The following is a 274-nucleotide window of genomic DNA, read 5'->3' on the forward strand; positions in this document are numbered from 1 at the left end:
TATTGTTCGGTGCAATAATGACCAAATTGCATCCCCTTCAACCCAAACATCGCCACTACGTCTGCAGGTGTGGTAGCAATTTCTACTCCTGGTCCTTTTCTTTGCAAAGTATCTGGCAGTTTCCTACTCCAAGCGGCTGCGGGTTTCTTACGAGTCGTAACCTTTTTCGTAAGTAAATCATTCCATGTTAGTTCATGTGATACACGAAGATACGTAGGATTAATACTTTTTGAATTTGTGCAAAGTGATATGAATTTCTTACCTAACAATAATA

At 39.4% G+C, this 274-nt stretch carries 1 pseudogene; it reads right to left on the reverse strand.

Annotation, left to right across the window (positions count from 1 at the left end):
- A pseudogene (locus KVT31_RS29560) lies at window positions 1-274 on the reverse strand (LPD1 domain-containing protein); the annotation flags it as partial.

The organism is Bacillus sp. GbtcB14, assembly GCF_019091205.1.
In the GTDB taxonomy this organism is placed as follows: Bacteria; Bacillota; Bacilli; order Bacillales; family Bacillaceae_G; genus Bacillus_A; species Bacillus_A cereus_AG.